This is a genomic window from Raineyella antarctica (assembly GCF_900092135.1).
Taxonomy (GTDB): Bacteria; Actinomycetota; Actinomycetes; order Propionibacteriales; family Propionibacteriaceae; genus Raineyella; species Raineyella antarctica.
Genome location: NZ_FMYF01000002.1, coordinates 1 through 17097 on the forward strand (window position 1 = coordinate 1; position 17097 = coordinate 17097).

Sequence of the window (17097 nt, forward strand, 5' to 3'; positions counted from 1 at the left end):
CGCCGCAAGCCTTTCTCGGTGGTGCTATTCGACGAGATCGAGAAGGCCCACCCGGACATCTTCAACTCGCTGCTCCAGATCCTGGACGAGGGCCGGTTGACCGATGCGCAGGGTCGGGTCGTGGACTTCAAGAACACGATCATCGTGATGACCACGAACCTCGGTTCGCGCGATATCAACAAGTCCGTCAGCCTCGGTTTCTCCGCAGGCAATGACGACGAGACCTCGTACGACAAGATGAAGGCGAAGGTTTCGGAGGAACTCAAGCAGCACTTCCGTCCGGAGTTCCTGAACCGTATCGACGAGATCATCGTCTTCCACCAGCTGAACCTCGAGAACATCAAGTCGATCGTGGACCTGATGGTGGCCCAGGTGGAGGAGCGCCTGCGCGACAAGCACATGGGCATCGAGCTGACGCCGGCGGCCAAGGACCTGATCGCCAAGCGCGGCTTCGACCCCGTGCTCGGCGCCCGTCCGCTGCGCCGTGCGCTGCAGCGCGACGTCGAGGACCCGATGGCCGAGAAGATCCTGTTCGGCGACCTGCAGCCGGGCGAGGTCGTACTCGTCGACGTGGCGGCCCCGGGCTCGGAGGATCCGTTCACCTTCCGCGGCGTCCCGCAGTCCGAGGTGCCGGACACCCCTCCGGTCGCCCTGGAGGGTGAGGGCCCGCACGTGGAGGACGTCACCGACACTGGTGACGCCACCGCCAGCTGAGCCCAGCTGATCGACCAGGACCCCCGGCACGATACGTGCCGGGGGTCCTGTCGCTCCGCGTCGGATCGGATCGGGGACACCGCTCCCCGTCGCCTAGGCTGGCGACATGTTCGCCCTCACCTCCGATCGTCGTCTCGATCCGCGCCCGACCGCCGTGTTGCTCGACCTGGACGGGACGTTGCTCGACTCCGCCGCGACGATCACCCGGGCACTGGCCCGGGCAGCTGCGGACTACGGCTACACGTACGACCCGGAGGACCTGCGGCGCTTCGTCGGTCCGCCGATCCGGGCGACCCTGGCCGAGCTCGCGCCGGAGATCGACGTCGACGAGGCGGTGGCGCACTACCGGGAGGTCTACGCCGCCACGATGTTCGAGGCGCCGCTGTTCGACCAGACCCGGCCGGTGCTCGACGCCCTCGCCGCGGCCGGGACGCCGCTGGCGGTGGCGACCTCCAAGCGCCGGACGCACGCCCGGGAGCTACTCGCCCACCACGGCCTGGAGGAACGGTTCGTGGCGATCTGCGGCGCGGGGGAGGGTGACGCCAACGCGGACAAGGCCGCCGTGGTCGCCGATGCGCTGCGCCAGCTGGCCGGGGCCGGGGCCGACACCAGGGATTCGATCATGGTCGGGGACAAGATCCACGACATCGTGGGGGCGGCCGTGCACGGCCTGCCGACGATCATCGTCGGCTGGGGGTACGGCGGCGCCCAGGAGCGGGCGCAGGCCCTGGCCGTGGCGACCGATGCGGCCGACCTGGTCCGGCTGCTGGGTCTCTGACCGGGCCGTGACGTGGGTCAGTCCCCTGGCAGGGCCCAGTGCTCCGCACCGATCGCGGTGACCAGGCCGTCCGCGGCCAGTGAGGTGAGGGCCCGCTCGAACTGGTCCGCACCACCCGCGCGGTGTTCGGGCCAGGCGGTCCGCAGTTCGGTGGTCGCGACCGGGCCGGCGGCGTCCCGCAGGACCGCGAGCACGGCACCCCTGCACTGCCGGTCGGTCCCCTCGTAGGACTGGGTCCGGGGTCGGTACGTCTCCTCCGGGCGGCCGGCCAGGTTCCAGGTGCACAGGTCGACCAGCGGGCAGGCCTCGCAACGCGGGTTGCGGGCGGTGCACACCAGCGCCCCCAGCTCCATCGAGGCTGCCGCCCAGCGGGCCGCCCGCCCGGCGGCCCGGGGGAGGTGGGCCTCGGCCCGGGCGCGTTCGGAGGCGCGTACGTGGGCCGGCGGCTGGCCCTCCCCGGCGGCCACCCGGGACAGCACCCGGCGGACGTTGGTGTCGAGCACCACGGCCCGCCGCCCGTGCGCGAAGGAGGCCACCGCGGCGGCGGTGTAGTCGCCGACCCCGGGCAGGGCCCGAAGCTCCTCGAGGTCGGCGGGGACCTGCCCGCCATGGTCGTCGACGATCGCCTGCGCGGCCCGGTGCAGCCGCAGGGCCCGGCGCGGGTAGCCCAGCCGGCCCCACATCCGGACCGCCTCACCGGCCGGTGAGGCGGCCAGGGCGGCCGGGGTCGGCCAGCGGTCCAGCCAGGCCTGCCACGGCCCCAGCACCCTCGTCACCGGGGTCTGCTGCAGCATGAACTCGCTCACCATCACGCCCCAGGGCGAGCAGTCGGGACGGCGCCAGGGCAGGTCGCGCGCCTGCCCGGCGTACCAGTCGAGCGTGCGGGCGACCACGACCGCCGGGTCGGGGGCGGTCCCGATGGTCGGGGGGTGGAGGTGTTCGGGCACCCCGCCAGCCTAGGCGAGGGCGCGCCTCCGGTCGGGGGACGACCGCCTTCCGTAGGCTGGGGCCATGAGCGGATTGTTGCGCCCGATCGGTCCCGAGGACCCACAGGTCTACTGGATGCGGCGGGCCGCGATCGCCGTCGTGGTCGTGCTGGTCGCCCTGATCATCATCGCGGCGACCCGCCCGGGCCGGAGCGGCCCGACCGCCGTGCCGAGCCCGACCCCGAGCACCCTGCTGCTGGGCGACCCCACCGCCTCAGCCGCCCCCGCTGCCACCCCGACCCCCGGTGCCACGGCCACGCCCGGAGCCACGCCCACCCCGGGCGGCACCCCCACCCCGGGGTCCACCCCGACACCAGGCGCGACGGCCGCCGCAGCTGTGACCCCGCAGCCCTCGCCGACGCCCTCCGCCCCGACCGCCTGCCAGGCCACCGATCTTCGGGTCGCCGTCGCGGGTGGCGCCGGCGCGCTCGTCGGCAAGGCCAGCACGTTCACGGTGACGCTCACCAACGGTGCGTCGACCGCATGCACGATGGGGTGGGAGCCGGCGACCGCGGAGCTGCGGATCCAGTCCGGCACCGACCGGATCTGGTCCACCAAGGACTGCCCGGCATGGTTCACCAAGGTGGCGCCCACGGTGGTCCAGCCGGGCCAGGCGCTGTCCGCGAAGGTCGACTGGCAGGGCCGGCGCTCCTACCCCGGCTGCAAGCTCGCATCCTCGGACATCCGGCCGGGTACGTACGTCGCGACCGCCGAGGTCCAGGGGGCCGCAGCCGCCAAGAAGGCGTTCGCGGTCCGCTGACCCGCCGGGTGCCCGTCCCTCGATCCGGACCGGGACGGCTCAGGCGAGTTCGTCGAACTCGGCCTCGGCCATCCAGGCGAGGGCGTCGCGGATGGCCCGGGCGCGCCGGAGCCCGACGCCGTCGACGGCCTGCAGGTCGCCCAGCGAGGCGGAGAAGATCTCCTGCAGCGAGCCGAAGTGCTCCAGCAGGCGGGCGGCCACCGCCTTGGGCAGCGAGCTGATCCGGAACAACTGGCGGAAGCCGCGCGGGTACAGCTGGTTCTCCAGGTCGGAGGTGCCGAAGCCGACCGCGCGTTCGATCATGGTCAGGTCGACCAGTTCGGCGGTGCTCAGCGAGCCCAGGGCCTCCAGGTTGAACGTGATCCCGGCGGCCTCGTCGCGGTAGTCCTCGATCAGCATCTCGGTCAGGTTCTCCAGCCCGGACTCCAGCTCGCGGACCTGCAGGTTGATCAACCGCCCCTCGGTGCCGAGCTCGATCACGTAGTCGCGCAACTCGACGTCGATCCGGTGCACCATCTCCAGCCGCTGCAGGACCACCCCTACGTCCCGCACGGTCACCTGGTCACGGATCTCCAGGGCCGACAGCTGGTTGGTGACCTCGTTCAGTCGGGTCGTGTAGCGCTCCAGCGTCCGCAGGGCCTGGTCGGCCCGGCCGAGGATCGCCCCGGGCTCGGGGATCATCATCCGCTCCCCGTCGATGAACAGGCTGATCATCTGCATCGAGGCGGACACCGACACCGTCGGGACGCCGGTCTGGCGACTCACCCGGTCGGCGGTGCGGTGCCGGGTACCGGTCTCGACGGTGTCGTACGTGGGGTCGGGCATCAGCTGCACGCCGGCCGCGACGATCCGCGTCAGGTCGCTGCTGAGGACTATCGCCCCGTCCATCTTCGCCAGCTCGCGCAGGTTCTGCGGGGTCAGCGGGGTGTCGAGGTGGAACCCTCCGGTCATCACGCCCTCGACCTCGCGGGTGCACCCCAGCACCACCAGGGCGCCCGTACGGCCCTTGACGATGCGGTCGAGGCCGTGGCGCAGCGGCGTTCCGGGGGCAGTAAGTGCCCGGAACCGGCGGGTCCGGCTGTTGTCCTCGGAGGTCACCTGTCTGTCTCGATCCTGGAGAGCTCGGGGATGTGTGTGCACAGTCTACCGGGGTCAGGCCCGCCCGTTCCCGCCCATCAGGCCGAAGAGGCCGAGCGCATCACCGACCGACTCCACCGCCAGCACCCGTACGGTTCCGGGCATCCGGTCAAGGTCGCCCTCGGAGGAGGCCGGCACCAGGATGGTGCGGAAGCCGAGCCGGACCGCCTCGCTCACCCGCCGCGCGACGCCCGGTACCCGGCGCAGCTCCCCGGCCAGCCCGATCTCGCCCAGCGCCATCAGGGCGGGGGGCAGGCCGATGTCGCGGGTGCCGGAGGCGATCGCCAGCGCGATCGCGAGGTCCGCCGCCGGGTCGAAGACCCGCGCCCCGCCGACGGTGGAGACGTACACGTCCTTGTTGCCCAGCGGCTGCCGGGCCCGGCGCTCCAGCACCGCCGTGAGCATCGCCACCCGGGAGCCGTCGACGCCCTGGTTGGTCCGTCGGGGCACCTGGAGGGGCGAGTTGGCGACCAGGGACTGGATCTCGGCGAGCAGGGGTCGGCGGCCCTCGACCGTCACGGTGATGCAGGTGCCCGGCACGGGCTGCCCGGCGCCGCCGGTGGAGATGAACAGGCCGGAGGGGTCGGCCACCTCCACGATCCCGTTCTCGCGCATCTCGAAGCAGCCGACCTCGTCGGCCGGGCCGAAGCGGTTCTTGGTCGCCCGGACCATCCGGAAGCCGGAGTGCCGGTCGCCCTCGAAGCTGAGCACCACGTCCACCAGGTGCTCCAGCGACCGGGGTCCGGCGATCGAGCCGTCCTTGGTCACGTGCCCGACGATGACCACCGCCATGTGCCGCTGCTTGGCGGCCCGGACCAGGGTGGAGGTGACCTCGCGGACCTGGGTCACCCCGCCCGCGGTGCCGTCGGCGGTGTCAGCCTGCATGGTCTGCACCGAGTCGACGACGAGCAGGGTCGGGGAGACCTGCTCGACGTGCCCGAGCACGGTGCCGAGGTCGGTCTCGGCGGCCAGGTAGAGCTCGTCGGACAGGTCGGCGGTGCGCTCGGCCCGCATCCGCACCTGCGCAGCCGACTCCTCGCCGGTGACATAGAGGGTGCGACGGCCGCGCCGGGCCCAGGCGGCGGCGACCTCCAGCAGCAGCGTCGACTTGCCGACGCCCGGTTCGCCGGCGAGCAGCACGACCGCGCCCGGCACGATCCCGCCGCCGAGGACGCGGTCGAGCTCGCCGACCCCGGTGACCGTACGATGCGCCGCCTCGCCCCTGACCTGGGAGATCGGGACGGCATGCTGGGACGGGGCGACCGCCGTGGTGGTGCGGTGCAGGGAGTTGGTCCGGGTCCCTTGCTCGACGACGCTGCCCCACTGCTGGCATTCACCGCAGCGGCCGACCCACTTGGCCGTGGTCCAGCCGCACTCGGAACAGACGTACGCGTCGCGTGAGGGGGTCTTGGTGCGGGCCATGCCAGCAGCCTAGGTGAGCCCCCTGACACTTCCTGCCGCGAGCGGTTCCTGCCGGGAGCGCCTCAGGCCAGCAAGCCGCGGGCGACCGCCAGGATCCGGTCGTTGGCGTCCGGCTCGGCGATCGAGACCCGCAGGCCCTCACCGGTGAACGCGCGGGTCATCAGCCCGGCGTGCCGGAACGCGTCGAACCACTCCTCGGTGCGGCCGGCGGCCGGGAACCAGACGAAGTTGCCCTGGGTGGCGGGGATGGCGTGGCCCATGGCGCGCAGCTCGGCGGCGATCCGGTCGCGCTCGTGGACGGTCACCCGGACCCGGCCGATCAGTTCCGGCTCGGCGGCCAGCGAGGCCATCACGGCGACCTGGGCCGGGCTGGAGATCGCGAACGGCATCGTCACGGACCGGACGGCCTGCGCCAGCACGGGATCCGCCGCGGCCATCCAGCCCACCCGCAACCCGGCCAGCCCGTACGCCTTGGAGAAGGTGCGCAGGGTGACGACGCCCGGGTGCACCCCGAACAGCTCCAGCCCGCGGGTGGCGTCCGGATCGGTGACGTACTCGACGTACGCCTCGTCGACGATCACGACGATGTCCTCGCGGACGCGGCCGAGGAACTCGACGATGTCGTCGTGCGGGATCGCCGGGCCGGTGGGGTTGTTCGGCGTGCAGAGCATCACGACGCGGGTGCGCGGGGTGATCGCCGCCAGCATCGCCTCGAGGTCATGCTCGCCGGTGGCGGTGAGCGGCACCTGGACGCTGCGGGCGCCCAGCACCTGCACGACCAGCGGATAGGCCTCGAAGCTGCGCCAGGCATAGACGACCTCGTCGCCCGGGCCGCAGGTCGCCTCGATCAGGTGGGCCAGCACCTCGACCGACCCGGTGCCGAAGGCGACCCGCTCCTCGGCCAGGCCGTGGCGGGTCGCCACGGCGGCGGTGATCTCGGAGTTGCCGGCATCGGGATAGCGGTTCATCTCGGCCAGCGAGGCGGTGACCGCCTCCAGCACGCCGGGCAGCGGACCGTACGGGTTCTCGTTGCTGGAGAGCTTCCAGGCCCGGCCGTCCGGTCCCGGCTGCGCCGACTTGCCCGCACGGTAGACGGGCATCTCGGCGATGTGGGGACGCAGGGTCAGGGCCATCTGTTCTTCTCCTCGGGACTACGGGTGAGGCCCGAATCTACGCCAGACCGGGCCCCGGCCCGCAGGTGTGTTACACGCTGCGGGACGGGGCCCGGTGGAGGTGAGGGGATGTGGCTGGCCCTGGGCCGGTCAGATGGTGACCGAGCCGTGGGGGGTCTGGAAGGTTGCGGACATGATCCCGGGCTGGCCGTGGCGGCTGCTCCACACCAGGGCGACCCCGTCGAGCAGCGTCGCCGGGTCCCCGCCCAGCCAGTCGGTGATCCGGACCGGGTCCCCGGACAGCTCGATCGAGCGCAGCGACACGTCGTGCGCCTCGGCACTGAGCGCGGCCGGGAGCAGCTCGCGCTCGCTGACCCAGGAGATGAAGAACGGCAGCTGCGGGTCGGCAAACAGGCCCTTGACACCCAGCTGGCGCCACTCGAGCTGGCGGCCGTCGGGGAAGCGACGGGTGCCCACGACGGCCTCGCGGCCGAGCTTGCGCTCGAAGGGTCCCAGGTCGTCGGTGGAGACCGCCCACGACATCCAGCCACCACCGGCCTCCGAGCGGGCCCGGACGACCTGTCCGAACGGCGCCTTGTCGGCTGCCGGGTGGTCCAGCACCTCGACGATCTCGATGTAGCGGTCCTCGGCGAGGGGGATCAGGCGGTTCCGGGTACCGAAGCGCGGGTGGAATCCGCCGTCGCGGGAGTCCACCCCGAGCGCGTCGCTGAGGAACTGGGCGGAGGCCAGGAGTCCCTCGGGGCCCGCAGCGTACGAGAGGTGGTCAACATGCATGGCAACCATTGTGCTCTTGCCTGTTAGCACCCCTGCACGGGGGTCCGGAAATGGTTGTCAAGACTTGTGTGATAGACGCCCTTGTGCATGCAGGGTCGCGGGGTGCGTCGCCAGTGGCAGCCGGGCGGCCTCGAGCGCGTCGCAGTGCGCGGCCAGCACGGCGTACGCCGCCGGCCCCATCAGGGCACCCAGCTCTGTGGCGAGCGAGCGGTGCACCGGTTCGGCGCCGACGTGCGCGGCCGCGGTGGAGGTGCAGTACCAGTTCAGGTCGTGGCCCCCCGAGCCCCAGCCGGAGCGGACGTACTCGCCGATCGTCACCTCGGTGTAGGTCGTGCCATCGCCGCGTTCCACCTCCCGGAACAGCCGCCGGATCGGCAGCTGCCAGCAGACGTCGGGCTTGGTCAGGGTGACCGGCACGCCCTCCCTCGCGGCCAGGTGGTGCAGCGCACAGCCGTCCCCACCGGCGAAGCCCGGCCGGTTGAGGAAGATGCAGGCACCATCGAGGCGGCGGGTCGCCCGTTCGGTCACCGGGTCACCCTCCTCGTCCTCCTCGACCACGTCGAGCGCCCAGTCGTCGGCGGCCCGCCACGGGGTGCCGTCCTCGTCCGTACCGGACGCCGCGGCGTTCTGCCACAGCCCGTCGTCCAGCCGGGCGACCCAGCCGGCCACCCGCTGCTCGTCCTCGGCGTCGCTGAAGTGCGCGCCCAGGGTGCAGCACCCGTCGTACGGACGGCCCTGGTAGATGCCCGGGCAGCCGGCGCCGAACAGGCAGGTCCACCGCGAGGTCAGCCAGGTCAGGTCGCAGCGGAAGACCTGGGCGTCGTCGGCGGGGTCGGCGAACTCGACCCAGGTCCGCGGGAACCCGTCGGCGACCTCGCCGTCGGCGAGGCGCGGACCGGCCGGGCCGGCCTGCTCGGGGACCCGGGACGTGACGGATTCGGCAGCGGACATGGCCCCCAGCCTAGGTCGGGGCGCACTACCGTTGGTCCATGCGCTTGGGAGTCCTCGACGTCGGGTCCAACACCGTGCACCTGCTCGTGGTGGATGCGCGGGTCGGCGGCCCGCCGGTCCCCGCCGCCTCCCACAAGCGCCTGCTCAGGCTCGCCGAGCACATCACCTCTGACGAGATGCTCTCCGAGGAGGGCACCCGGGTCCTGGTCGACATGGTCGAGGAGTGCAAGGAGTTCGCCGAGTCCACCGGGTGCTCCAAGGTGCTCCCGTTCGTCACCTCCGCGTTGCGCGAGGCCTCGAACACCGAGGAGGTCGTCCAGCACGTCAAGGACCGGACCGGGGTCCAGCTGAAGGTCCTGTCCGGCCAGGACGAGGCCCGCGCGACCTTCCTGGCCGTACGCCGCTGGTACGGGTGGTCGGCCGGCCGGCTCGGCGTGCTCGACATCGGGGGTGGCTCGCTGGAGATGGCCTGCGGCTCCGACGAGGAGCCCGAGGTGGCGATCTCGGTACCGGTGGGCGCGGGCCGGATGTACCGGATGTTCAAGGACGAGGGGGGTGCTGCCGCCTGCCGGCGCCACGTCCGGGCCGAGATCGGCGCCGTCGTCGGCGAGCTGCTGCGCCGCAGCCCCTTCGACCGGTGGGTGGCCACTTCCAAGACCTTCCGTTCCCTGGGCCGGATCACCGGTGGGGCCGCCCCCTCCAGCGAGGGGCCGTACGTACGCCGGCAGCTGCACCTGGCCGACCTGCACGAGTGGGTCGAGCGGCTGGCCGAGATGTCCCCGGCACAGCGCGCCGAGCTGCCCGGCGTCTCCAAGGACCGGGCCGCCCAGCTGCTCGCCGGCGCGATCGTCGCCGAGGCGGCGATGGAGCTCGCCGGTGTCGAGTCCGTCGAACTGTGCCCGTGGGCCTCGCGCGAGGGCATCATCCTGAACCATCTGGACCACCTGCAGTACTGGCAGCGCGACGGCCTCCGGGCCCGGTCACTGCACCACGGCGAGGGCGAGATGCAGGCGGGGGCCCCGGCCACGCTCTGACGGGTTGCCGCTCGCCGGACCCTCGGTAGTCTGGAAGGTGGCCGCCGCACGGCAGCCCTCGACCCGGCACGGCGTCGGGCCGCATCCCGGAGGGACCAGCAGATGGACCAGCGACTGGGCGAGGGCAGTGGTCCTCGCAACCTCGTGACCCTCTCGACGTCGTCGATGTTCCCCGAGTCCACCGCCAGCGGCTTCGAGGTGGCCTCCCGGCTCGGCTTCGACGGCGTGGAGGTGATGATCGGGATCGACCCGATTGCCGCGGACGTCGAGGCCGTGATCAAGCTGCGCGACTACTACGGGGTCCCGGTCACCTCCATCCATGCCCCCACACTGGTCGTCACCCAGCACGTCTGGCGCGGTACCGGGCACTGGGACAAGCTGCGCAGGTCGGCGGAGATGGCCCTGGCCGTGGACTGCGACGTCATCGTGGTGCACCCGCCGTTCCGCTGGCAGGGCGACTACGCGACCGGGTTCGTGCACGGCATCGCCTCGGTCTCGGCCGAGACCGGGGTCCGGTTCTGCGTGGAGAACATGTACCCCTGGCGTACGCCGGCGGGGGAGTACCAGGCCTACCTGCCCACCTGGGACCCGACCAACCAGCCGTACGAGCACCTGGCCCTCGACCTGTCGCACGCGGCGACCGCCCAGGTGCGCTCGCTCGCCTACGTCGCGGCCTGGGGTGAGCGCCTGCAGCACATCCACCTCACCGACGGGCTGGGGTCGTACAAGGACGAGCACCTGTCCCCGGGGACCGGCGGCCAGGACGCCGACGGGGTGCTGGCCCTTGCGCTCGGCAATGGCTACACCGGCGACCTGTGCCTTGAGGTCAACACCCGGGGGGCGGGCAGCAGGGCGGCGCGCGAGCGGGTGCTCGCCTCCGCCCGCGACTGGACCCGCGAGCGGGTGGAGCGCGCGGTCGGCGTCGCCCCCCGCCCGTGAGACCGGTGTGGACCCCGGCCCGTACCGGCGCGCCCCCGGCCACCCGGTGGCCGTACGGCCTCGAGGTCGTCCTGCTGCTGCTGGTCTCGCTGGGACGCTCGGCGGTCTACTCGGTGCTGGCGATCATCGACCTGTCCACCCGGCCGGGCGGGGTGGGCAAGCAGACGAGTGAGCTGAACCCGACGATCATCCCCGACCGGGCCTGGCTCGACGCGATGTACCAGGTGGTGCAGACCGTGCTCCCGCTGGTGCCGGTCCTGCTGGCCGTCCTGCTGCTGTCCCGGGACCACGCCCGGCCCTGGTCGGCGATCGGGATGGACCTGCGGCGCCGGACCTGGCGGCGCGACCTGCTCGGAGGGCTGGCGCTGGCGGCGGCCATCGGCGTGCCCGGCCTCGGCCTGTACCTGGCGGCCCGGGCCGCCGGACTGAACACCGAGGTGTCCGCCGCCGGCGTCGGGACCGGCCTGTGGGCCATCGGGCTGCTGGTCGCCCGGGCGCTGATGAACGGCGTCGTCGAGGAGGTGCTGGTGGTCGGCTACCTGGTCGACCGGCTGCGCCGGATCGGCTGGTCGCTCCCGGTGGTGCTGGCCTGCTCGGCGCTGCTGCGGGGCGCCTACCACCTCTACCAGGGCTGGGGCGCCTTCGCCGGCAACATGGTGATGGGCGTGGTGTTCGGGCTGGTCTACCTGCGGTGGCGCCGGGTGATGCCGCTGGTCGTCGCGCACACCGTGATCGACATCGTGGCCTTCGTCGGCTACGCCGTGCTGGCCCCGCGGGTCGGCTGGATCTGACCGGTCCGGGCCGCCCTAGTCGACCGCGTCGGTGAGCTCGGAGCGGTGCGCGGCGAGCTCGGTGCGGGACCGCAGCCCGAGCTTGCTGTAGACCCGGGTGAGGTGGAACTGCACGGTCTTGACCGAGATGTAGAGCTCGCGGGCCGCATCGGCGTTGCTCAGCCCCTGCGCGACCAGCCGCGCCACGGCCTGCTCCTGCGGGGTCAGCGACTCCACGTCGAAGCCGCCGGGGCGCTGCCCACTGGCCCCGCCGGCCTGCAGCTCACGGCGGCAGCGTTCCACGTACGTCGCGGCGTTCAGGGCGGCGAAGCCGTCCAGGGCACGGCGCAGCACCACGGCGGCCTCGCGGCGCTTGCCCGCACGGCGCAGCGCCTGGCCGTACAGGTAGTTGATCCGGGTGCGCAGGAAGCGGAACGGCGACTCCTCGATCGCGCCCAGGGCGGTCTCGAAGGACGCCCGGGCCGCGTCGATGTCCCCCTGCAGGGACTGCAGCTGGCCCCGGGCCATGCCCAGTCGGGCGATCTGGCTGTGCCGTCCGGCCTGTTCGGCCCGCTCCTCGTGCGGGCGCAGGAAGGTGTCCGCCTCGTCGAGGCGGCCCTTGAGGACCAGGGCGTTGGCCCAGGCGTCCTGCCAGGGCCAGAACCCGGGCTCGTCGACGCTGGCGGGCCGGGGCGAGGTCGCGATCGGCTCCATCGCGTGCAGGGTGGCGTCGGGGTCCGAGCCGGCCTGGGCGACCCGGGCCCGGGCCAGCGCGGTCGGCAGCCGGACGATCAGGTACTCCGAACTGACCGCCAGGGCCTGGGCGACGTGCCAGTCGGCGGCCTTCGGCTGTCCCCGGTGGGCGCTGATCTCGGCACCGGTCCAGTGGATCAGCGGGGCGATCAGGTCCATCCCTGTCCGGTCGAGCATCTCGGTGGCTCGGTTCACCACGGCCATCGCGCTGTCCCAGTCGCCGACCTCCAGGTAGGCCCGGGCCAGCCAGCCCGACGCCCAGAGCGCGACCCGGGAGGAGCCCTGCCAGTGCGCCTGTGGGATCGCTGCCTGGAAGTCCTGGATCGCCTGCTGGGGGCGGTCCCAGGCCAGCTCCAGCCAGCCGTGGCCCATCAGGGCCCGCTGCCGCTGGGCGCCGGTGTCCAGGACCTCCAGGGTGCGCCGGTACGCCGCGTCCGCCTCGGCCACCCGGCCCGCGGCCCCCAGGCCGAGGCCGATCAGGGTGTGCGCCTCGACCGCCGCCGGCAGCAGGCCCAGGCCGCCGCCGTCGGCCACGGTGATGCACCGCTCGCCCCAGTGCACCAGCGCCTCGGCGTCGAAGTCGCCCAGGGCGTGCAGGGACAGCCGGTGGGCGGTGACCGCCTCGGTCTCGGCATCGGCGTCGGCGATGTGGTCCAGCGCCTGGTGCAGCAGGTGCTCGGCGCGCCCGCGTCGACCCTTCAGGGTGGCGAGGTAGCCGAGCGCGACGTCCCGGCGGGTGGTGACCGGGAAGGCCTCCGCCTCGTGCGCCAGCGACTCGGCCAGGTGCAGGTCACCGGAGCCGGTGATCGCGTCGAGGGCGAGCACCAGGTACTCCTGGGACAGGGCCCGGTCGGGGTGCCCCCGGGAGGCGAGCACCCAGCAGTCACCGGCCTGTCGCCAGCGGCCGACGGCGGCGTACGACTCGGCCAGGGCGGCGATCTCCTCGGACAGGGCGGCATCGGGGCCGTTGGAGGCCTCGGCCAGGTGGTGCACGCGCTCGTACGCGTCGGTGGCCCGCTCGGCGGCCGCCAGGTGCAACTGCCGGCGGGTGACCAGGTCGATCGCGTCGTACGCCGCGGAGGCCAGCATCGGGTTGGTGAACCAGAGCATCAGCTGGCCCTGGTGGCTGCGGGCGGTGACCAGCCCACTGGACCGGGCGGTGTCGATCGCCGGCAGCATGTCGTCGATCCCCGCCAGGGCGGCGACCTCGACCGCCCGGCTGCCCTGCCCGGAGACGGCCAGGGCCTGGACCAGGTCGCGGACCTGGCCGTCGTTGTCGCCGAGCACCGCCTCCATCTCCTGGCGGACGCTGCGCGGGGCCGGCGGCACCTCGTACGCGGTCTCCCAGTCCACGTCCGGGAACTCCTGGAGCAGTTCGACGATCAGTCCGGGCAGGCCGCCGGTGTAGACCGCCAGCCGCCGGGCCGCGTCCGGGCTGAGCAGTACACCGTGCACCCGGGCCAGGTCCCGGACGGCGTCGGCGCCGAGGCCAGCGATGGTGAGGGTGCCGGCACTGTGCGCCCGCAGCAGGGTGGCGAGCTCGGGGTCGGCCGCGCGGGGGTCGGCCATGGCGAGGATGACGGCCACCCGCTCGTCGTGCAGGCGCTCGACGGCCGAGGTGATGGCGCGCAACGACTGCGGGTCGGCGAACTGGCCCTCCTCGACCACGACCAGCAGGCCGCTCGCCGAGCCGTCGCGGAACCGGTCGACCAGCGACATGGTGACCGCCGCGGGGTCGGCGTTGCCCTCCAGGGTGGGCAGTGGGGAGTGCACGCCGGGGGCGTGGCAGAGGCGTTGGGCCAGCTCGCCGGCGTAGCGGCGCTCCCAGGCCAGGCCGGAGACCCGGACCAACGGGGGCGGCGGGGTGTGCAGCCGGCGGACCCGGCGGATCGCCTCCTCGACCAGGGCGCTGATGCCGACGTGCCGGGCACCGGCCACCACGATCACCCGGGGGTCACCGGCCAGGGCCCGTTCGCACAGGTCCACCAGGATGCCGAGTTCGCGATCGCGGCCGACGAGCGGCGCCTGTGCCGGTTCCATTCCTGCATCCTAGGTCGCCGCGCCGGGGACGACGAACGGCCCGGACGGGAGGATCACTCCCGTCCGGGCCGCCATGGCCGTTCGCCCCCGGTCAGCGCCTGGAGTCGCCTCGGTGGAGACGAGGGCCACTGCGTCGGGCGGCCTCAGCCGCCGAAGTCACCACCTGCCACCGGCAGCACCGTGCCGGTGATGTAGGAGGCCTCGTCCGAGGCGAAGAAACAGATCGCCGCGGCCTGCTCGTCCAGCGTCCCGTACCGCTTCAGCAGCGAGGACTCGATGGTCTGGTCGACCGTCACCTGGTGCCAGGACTGCTCCTCCTCGTTCTGCGGCTCCCCACCCCGGGGGACCCGGCGCGGCGGGGCGTCGGTGCCACCGGGGGCGGTGGCGACGACTCGGACGCCGTGCGGGGCGGCCTCGAACGCGAGCGACTTGGTCAGCGTGTTCACGCCGCCCTTCGCCGCCGCGTACGGGAGCCGGTTGAGGCCCATCGTCGCGGTCGAGGAGACGTTGACGATCGTGCCGTGGCCCTGCTCGTACAGGTGCGGGAGCACCGCCCGGCAGGCCCACAGGGTCGGGAACAGCGAGCGACGGATCTCCTTCTCGATCTCGTCCTCCTGGTACTCCTCGTACGGCTTGCGCCAGATCGTCCCGCCCACCACGTGGATGGACACGTCGACCCGCCCGTACGTGTCGATGGCCTTGCGGACCACCTTCTGCGCACCGGCGTACGTCTCGAGGTCGGCCTTGACCGAGGTCACCTTGCCGCCCTTGCGGGCGATCGAGGACTGCACCTCGTCGAGGATGTCGGCGCGGTCGGCGAGCACGAGCTGCCCGCCCTCCGCGGCGATCCGGCGGGCCACCCGCTCGCCGATGCCCTGGGCGGCACCGGTCACGATGACCACCTTGCCGGTGAACCGGCCCGGGCTGACGAAGCCGGGGGCCTCCAGCAGGCCGCCCTCGATCATCGCCTTGCGGGTGGTCTCCTTGCCGTGCTCGGCGTGCTCGATGATGAGCCGCCGGGCCAGGTCACGGTCGCCGGCCTCGAAGGCGTCGATGATCTTGTCGTGGTCGGAGATGATGTCCGGGTGGCACCAGGAGCCGTGCGGCAGCATCTCGTGCATGTGGCCGGCCACGCCGAGGCGGCGGTAGGCGTCCAGCAGGTGCTCGTTGCCGGTGAAGGTGAACGGGTACTCGTGGAACACCGCGTTGGCGTCGGTGAACGCGTCCGCGTCGACGAACGTCTCGCCCTTGATGAAGGGCCGGCAGGCGTCGGCGAGCATCCGGTAGCCGGTGATCTGCTGGCTGGTGAGCCGGCCGATCGTCAGGTCCATCACGCCCAGCTCCAGCGCCGTACGGGCGTTGAAGAGGGAGTCGGACTTGAGCACCGAGGGGTGCTCCTCGCCGATGATGTACCCGTCCGCCGACACGTTGTCCGCGATCGCCTGCGGGGCGACCACGGTTGCCTGCACCGTCTCGTTCAGCGGCTGGACCTCCCGCTGCGTACGCATCGACTGGCCGACGGCGACGAAGGCGTCGTCACCGGTGGTGGCGGCCAGGGCGGCCGCGCTCGGCGTCGCCGACTCGGCGGCGGCGTCCCGCGTCCCGGACAGCTCCAGGCTGACGACGCGGAACGCCGTGTCGTCCTGGTCCTGGCGGGCGAAGCCGGTGCCGAGCGGGGTGATCCCGGCCGGGGCCTCGCCCGGCAGGCTCGCCCGGGCCTCGGCACCGACGGGGGCCAGTTCGACCCGGCCGACGGCACCCGCCGGCAGGGACCCGGTGGACGCCCCGACGAGGGCGGCCTCGGGCACGGAGGTCTCGGTGGCCTCCTCGGCCAGGACCTCGCCGAGCTCGCGCTCCAGGACCTCGACCCCGTGGTCACGGGAGGCCGAGGAGCTGGCCAGCGAGAACTTCTCGTAGAAGAATCCCTCCGGTTCCAGGCCGGTGGCCTGGAAGTGCTTGCGCACCGCCTCGACCATCGGCGGCGGACCGCACAGGTAGACCGACACGTTCCCCTCGTAGAGGTTCTTCGGGTCCATGTGGGCGGTGACGTAGCCCTTCTTCTCGGCCTTCGCCTGGGGGTCGGCGACGCAGTAGTCCCAGGTGAAGTTCGGCAGCTGCGTGCGCAGCTCCTCCAGGGTGTCCTGCTCGACGGCCTCGTCGTCGGTGTTGACACCGTAGATGAGGTGCATCGGGCGGGTGCTCCCCGCCTTGGCCGCGGTCCGCAGCATCGCCAGGATCGGCGCCAGGCCGGTGCCGCCGGCGAGCATCAGCAGCGGGGTGGAGCCCTCGCGGAGGAAGAACGAGCCGTTCGGCCCGTGCAGGGTCAGCCGGTCGCCGACCTTGGCGCGCTCGGCGAGCCAGGTGGACATCGCCCCCTTGGGGGTGATCTTCACCAGGAAGCTGAGCCGCTGCTGGTCCGGGGAGGTGCTGAACGAGTACGAGCGGGTCTCCTCGGTGCCGGGGACGTCGATGTTGACGTACTGGCCCGGCAGGTAGGACAGCTTGTCCCGGTTCTCCACCTCGATGGTGAAGCCGATGACGTTGCTGGAGTACTTCCGGATGTCCACGACGGTGGCCTGGAAGGTGCCGGCCACGGTCTTCGCCACCGCGGACGTCGAGGGGATCCGGAGCACCAGGTCCGACTTGGGACGCATCTGGCACGGCAGGCAGTAGCCCTGTGCCGCCTCGTCCTCGCTGAGCGCGTCCTCGATGTAGTAGCCAGGATCGTAGTCACCGGACTCACAGAAGGCCTTGCAGGTGCCGCATGCGCCGTCCAGGCAGTCCACGGGGATGTTGATCCGTGCACGGTAGGAGGCTTCTGCGACCGTCTGGTCGGCTTCGGCTGTGACGAAGCGGGTGACGCCGTCCTCGAAGGTCAGTGCGACCTGATAAGACATGTCTCCCCT

At 72.6% G+C, this 17097-nt stretch carries 14 protein-coding genes; 6 read left to right on the plus strand and 8 right to left on the minus strand.

Annotated elements, in window-relative coordinates; all coding sequences use genetic code 11:
• Both GA0111570_RS02480 and GA0111570_RS02485 read left to right on the plus strand, forming a co-directional pair.
• A partial coding sequence (locus GA0111570_RS02480; protein WP_175557289.1) for an AAA family ATPase occupies positions 1-714 on the plus strand: 714 nt, incomplete at its 5' end.
• Positions 715-820: 106 nt separating this feature from the next.
• Positions 821-1492 carry an HAD hydrolase-like protein gene (locus tag GA0111570_RS02485; RefSeq protein ID WP_092606066.1) on the plus strand — a complete coding sequence of 224 codons (672 nt, stop codon included), beginning with the start codon at positions 821-823 and terminating at the stop codon, positions 1490-1492.
• A gap of 17 nt (positions 1493-1509) precedes the next feature.
• On the opposite strand, the gene GA0111570_RS02490 is transcribed toward GA0111570_RS02485, so the two are convergent.
• The gene (locus GA0111570_RS02490) at positions 1510-2385 is read right to left on the minus strand and encodes an HhH-GPD family protein (protein WP_092607062.1); all 876 of its coding nucleotides are present in this window, start codon (positions 2383-2385) and stop codon (positions 1510-1512) included.
• Between the two features lie 118 nt (positions 2386-2503).
• Here GA0111570_RS02490 and GA0111570_RS17540 point away from each other — a divergent pair, with 118 nt between their 5' ends.
• Positions 2504-3238, plus strand: a complete 735-nt coding sequence (locus GA0111570_RS17540) for a hypothetical protein (protein WP_175557290.1) — start codon at positions 2504-2506, stop codon at positions 3236-3238.
• 39 nt (positions 3239-3277) lie between these two features.
• On the opposite strand, the gene disA is transcribed toward GA0111570_RS17540, so the two are convergent.
• From disA to GA0111570_RS02520, 5 genes are all read right to left on the minus strand, one after another.
• Complete coding sequence (gene disA, locus GA0111570_RS02500) at positions 3278-4336, minus strand: DNA integrity scanning diadenylate cyclase DisA (protein WP_092606070.1); 1059 nt, start codon at positions 4334-4336, stop codon at positions 3278-3280.
• Between the two features lie 54 nt (positions 4337-4390).
• Positions 4391-5797 carry a DNA repair protein RadA gene (radA, locus tag GA0111570_RS02505; RefSeq protein ID WP_092606072.1) on the minus strand — a complete coding sequence of 469 codons (1407 nt, stop codon included), beginning with the start codon at positions 5795-5797 and terminating at the stop codon, positions 4391-4393.
• 62 nt (positions 5798-5859) lie between these two features.
• Positions 5860-6930, minus strand: coding sequence for a histidinol-phosphate transaminase (locus tag GA0111570_RS02510; RefSeq protein ID WP_092606074.1), 1071 nt, complete (start codon positions 6928-6930; stop codon positions 5860-5862).
• Between the two features lie 129 nt (positions 6931-7059).
• The gene (locus GA0111570_RS02515; protein ID WP_092606076.1) at positions 7060-7704 is read right to left on the minus strand and encodes a VOC family protein; all 645 of its coding nucleotides are present in this window, start codon (positions 7702-7704) and stop codon (positions 7060-7062) included.
• Positions 7705-7761: 57 nt separating this feature from the next.
• A complete protein-coding gene (locus GA0111570_RS02520; RefSeq protein ID WP_092606078.1) occupies positions 7762-8655 on the minus strand; it encodes a DUF3109 family protein in 894 nt (297 codons plus the stop codon).
• Between the two features lie 38 nt (positions 8656-8693).
• Here GA0111570_RS02520 and GA0111570_RS02525 point away from each other — a divergent pair, with 38 nt between their 5' ends.
• The 3 genes from GA0111570_RS02525 (at position 8694) to GA0111570_RS02535 (ending at position 11419) form a co-directional block, all read left to right on the plus strand.
• Positions 8694-9689: a Ppx/GppA phosphatase family protein gene (locus GA0111570_RS02525; protein WP_092606080.1), complete on the plus strand. Its 996-nt coding sequence runs from the start codon at positions 8694-8696 to the stop codon at positions 9687-9689.
• Positions 9690-9791: 102 nt separating this feature from the next.
• On the plus strand, positions 9792-10628 hold the full coding sequence (locus GA0111570_RS02530; protein ID WP_092606082.1) for a sugar phosphate isomerase/epimerase family protein: 837 nt from the start codon (positions 9792-9794) through the stop codon (positions 10626-10628).
• Positions 10625-11419 carry a CPBP family intramembrane glutamic endopeptidase gene (locus GA0111570_RS02535; RefSeq protein ID WP_245702993.1) on the plus strand — a complete coding sequence of 265 codons (795 nt, stop codon included), beginning with the start codon at positions 10625-10627 and terminating at the stop codon, positions 11417-11419. The genes GA0111570_RS02530 and GA0111570_RS02535 overlap by 4 nt, the downstream gene beginning before the upstream one ends.
• A 15-nt stretch (positions 11420-11434) precedes the next feature.
• On the opposite strand, the gene GA0111570_RS02540 is transcribed toward GA0111570_RS02535, so the two are convergent.
• Positions 11435-14191, minus strand: a complete 2757-nt coding sequence (locus tag GA0111570_RS02540; RefSeq protein ID WP_092606086.1) for a helix-turn-helix transcriptional regulator — start codon at positions 14189-14191, stop codon at positions 11435-11437.
• 143 nt (positions 14192-14334) lie between these two features.
• Positions 14335-17088 (minus strand): benzoate 1,2-dioxygenase electron transfer component BenC, encoded by a 2754-nt coding sequence (benC, locus tag GA0111570_RS02545; RefSeq protein WP_092606088.1) that lies wholly within the window; start codon positions 17086-17088, stop codon positions 14335-14337.
• Positions 17089-17097 lie beyond the last annotated feature (9 nt).